The following is a 2,744-nucleotide window of genomic DNA, read 5'->3' as shown; positions in this document are numbered from 1 at the left end:
TCAACACGCCTCGAGATGCTGCGCGCCGAGGGCACCCGGTTGCAGTCGCTGGACGGGCTGGCCAACAAACCGGCGCTGCGCACGGTGATCCTGTCCGACACGCCGGTTTCGGATCTCGGCCCGCTGGCCGGAGCGACAAGCCTGCGGGAGCTGGCGCTGAACCGAACGGAGGTGCAGGATCTGGCACCGCTGTCAGGGTTGCATTCTCTGCGCAAGCTGGACCTGACGGGCACACCGATCAGCAGTCTTGAACCGCTGGCGGGAAGTGGCATCCGCAAACTGTCGGTGACCCAAAGCACGCTGGGCGACCTTTCCGGGGTGGAGCATCTGGCGGAGCTTCGGGATTTTTGCCTGTCCGGCACCGCCGTGAGCGACCTGTCGCCCCTGACCGGTCTGAAGAACCTGGCCATTCTGCGCGCTGTCGGATTGCCGAGAGAAACCCTGGCGCCGGTCGTCGGGATGGACAGCCTGCGCATCCTGGTGACCGGAACCGGCCACGGCAAGCCCAAGCGCCTGCTTGGACAGGAGCAGATCCGCGCCCATTTCGGAGCGCAGTTCTAAACCACGCGGCTCATCCGACCACCTGTAGTCTCGGGGCCTGCGGTCGCCCGCCCGGCCGTCCCACGGCAAAGCGGTGCGCCAGGGCCAGGCCTGCGCGAATCACATGCGGGTCCATCTGGCCCTGAGTCACCTCGGCCACCGCGTCCCGCGCCGGCGGGGTCTCGTCCCGGCGCATGTGATGCAGCATCCGCAGCAACGCCGCCTCATCCGCCGTGACGCAGGCACGGTTCTCCAGATCAAAGGGGCTGATGCAGGCGAACTGCCCGTCGCGGCACTCCAGCACGGCACGCAGCAGTTTCATCGCCATATGGGCCGCCGCCAACCCCAGGGTCTCTCCCCAGCGTTCAGCCGCAATCGTATAGGCGCTTTGCCATGCCTGCTGCCGAGGATCAGCATGCGCCAGCAGAAAATGGCGCAGCACTGGCAGGAGCCCCAGCTCAAACTCATCGACCCCCAGCGACGCAACCGGCGCGGGCAGCGAAGCGGCATCCTGTGCCGAAACAGACGGGGAGTCAGCGTGCTGCCGGGCAGCATCAAATACAGAAACAGTCATCAGCAGATCCAGTCACCAAGAGAACAGCGGCGCGAGTGCCGCAGGGAGGAACCGGGCTTGATCCACGAGGGTATCTGCTGGGCGAGTGGTATCTGACTCATACTATCAGGATTTGCAAGAACTCAATAGAGGCCCGCGAGACTGCCAAGACCGCACCCGTTGGCCGGAGGCCGTCAGCAGCCGCTGGATAACGGGCCGGGGACAGCGATCGCCGACCTTAGCGGGCGTCCTTCAGCAGCCGCTGTTTCTGACGCCCCCAATCACGCTTGGCCTGAGTTTCGCGTTTGTCGTGCAGCTTCTTGCCCTTGGCGATGCCCAGTTTCACCTTCGCGCGTCCCTTGTGGTTGAAGTACATCACCAGCGGGACAAGGGTCATCCCCTTGCGCTGCGTCAGGTTCCACAGATCGGACAGCTCTTTGCGCGACACCAGCAGCTTGCGGCGGCGGCGCTCCTCGTGCTTGAACACCTTGGCCTGCTCATAGGGCGGGATGTAGGCGTTCACCAGCCACAGCTCGCCATCTTCGACGGCTGCATAGCTGTCGGCGATATTGGTGCCATTGCCGCGCAGCGCCTTGACCTCGGACCCTTCGAGTACGATGCCGCATTCGATATCGTCCTCGATCGCGTAATCGAAGCGCGCGCGGCGGCTTTCGGCGATCACCTTGTAGTTCGGGTCTGATGTCTGTTTTTTCTTGGCCATGGGAGGCAGATGTAAGGCGGGCGGGCGGCAGGCGCAAGATGGCCCGTCACGCCTTGGCGCTGCGCAGCAGGGTGAACACGCCGCTGCCGACGATCACCGCGCTGCCGATCAGGGTCAGCAGGTCCGGGCGCTCGCCGAACACCAGCACGCCCAGCACCATTGCAAAGACCAGCCGGGTGTAGCGGAACGGTGCGATCACCGCGATCTCGCCCGCCCGCATCGCGCCCGACAGCGCGTTATAGGCGATCACGCCGATCACCGTGGCGGCGGCCAGCTGCAGCCACTGGCGCGGCTCCGGCCAGACCGCGCCGCCGGTCCAGCCCAGCGCCAGCGCGCCCGCCACCACCAGCATGGCAAAGCCGAGAAACCCCAGCTGGCTGTTGCGCATGTCCTGCGGGGCGGCCCGGGTGGCCAGGTCGCGCCCGGCAAAGCCCAGCGTGCCCGCCACCGCAAACAGCGAGGCGGGCTCGAACCCGCTGAGACCCGGCCGCAGGATCAGGAGCACGCCGAAAAAGCCGAGGCCGATTGCCAGCCAGCGCCGCCAGCCCACGGTCTCGCCAAAGAACACCACCGCCCCTGCTGCCACCACCAGCGGCGTTGCCTGCAGGATGGCAGAGGCCGAGGACAAGGGCGTCAGCGCGATCGCCAGCGTGAAACACAGCCGCCCGACCACCTCCGCAACCGAGCGCAACAGCATCGGGCGCGTGCCGAAGGCCGGGTGCCACGGGCGGTGCCCCTGCGCACGCGCCATCGCGGCAAAGACCGCCATGCCACCTAGGCCGAACAGGATCAGGATCTGCCCCACCGGCAGCGCGGCGGCGGCGGATTTGAGGAACATGTCCTCCAGCGCGAAGGCCCCCATCGCCAGCACCATCAACAGGCTTCCGCGCAGCGTATCCATGCAAGACCTTTCCGCAAAAATCACTTCAA

4 protein-coding genes are annotated in these 2,744 nt (G+C 66.2%); 1 reads left to right on the top strand and 3 read right to left on the bottom strand.

Features of this window, described 5'->3' with window-relative positions; all coding sequences use genetic code 11:
- On the top strand, positions 1–561 hold a 561-nt coding region (locus tag AB9K35_RS00945; protein WP_369924029.1), incomplete at its 5' end, for a leucine-rich repeat domain-containing protein.
- 10 nt (positions 562–571) lie between these two features.
- Here AB9K35_RS00945 and AB9K35_RS00940 read toward each other — a convergent pair.
- The 3 genes from AB9K35_RS00940 to AB9K35_RS00930 all read right to left on the bottom strand — a co-directional run bounded on the left by AB9K35_RS00940 (position 572) and on the right by AB9K35_RS00930 (position 2,715).
- A complete protein-coding gene (locus tag AB9K35_RS00940) occupies positions 572–1,114 on the bottom strand; it encodes a hypothetical protein (RefSeq protein WP_369924027.1) in 543 nt (180 codons plus the stop codon).
- A gap of 217 nt (positions 1,115–1,331) precedes the next feature.
- Positions 1,332–1,814: an SsrA-binding protein SmpB gene (smpB, locus tag AB9K35_RS00935; protein ID WP_222454831.1), complete on the bottom strand. Its 483-nt coding sequence runs from the start codon at positions 1,812–1,814 to the stop codon at positions 1,332–1,334.
- A gap of 46 nt (positions 1,815–1,860) precedes the next feature.
- On the bottom strand, positions 1,861–2,715 hold the full coding sequence (locus AB9K35_RS00930) for a DMT family transporter (RefSeq protein WP_369924030.1): 855 nt from the start codon (positions 2,713–2,715) through the stop codon (positions 1,861–1,863).
- Positions 2,716–2,744: the final 29 nt, after the last annotated feature.

Source organism: Leisingera sp. XS_AS12 (assembly GCF_041224635.1).
Taxonomy (GTDB): Bacteria; Pseudomonadota; Alphaproteobacteria; order Rhodobacterales; family Rhodobacteraceae; genus Leisingera.
Note: the sequence above shows the minus strand (reverse complement) of the source record. Positions and strands in the feature narration are given on the sequence as shown.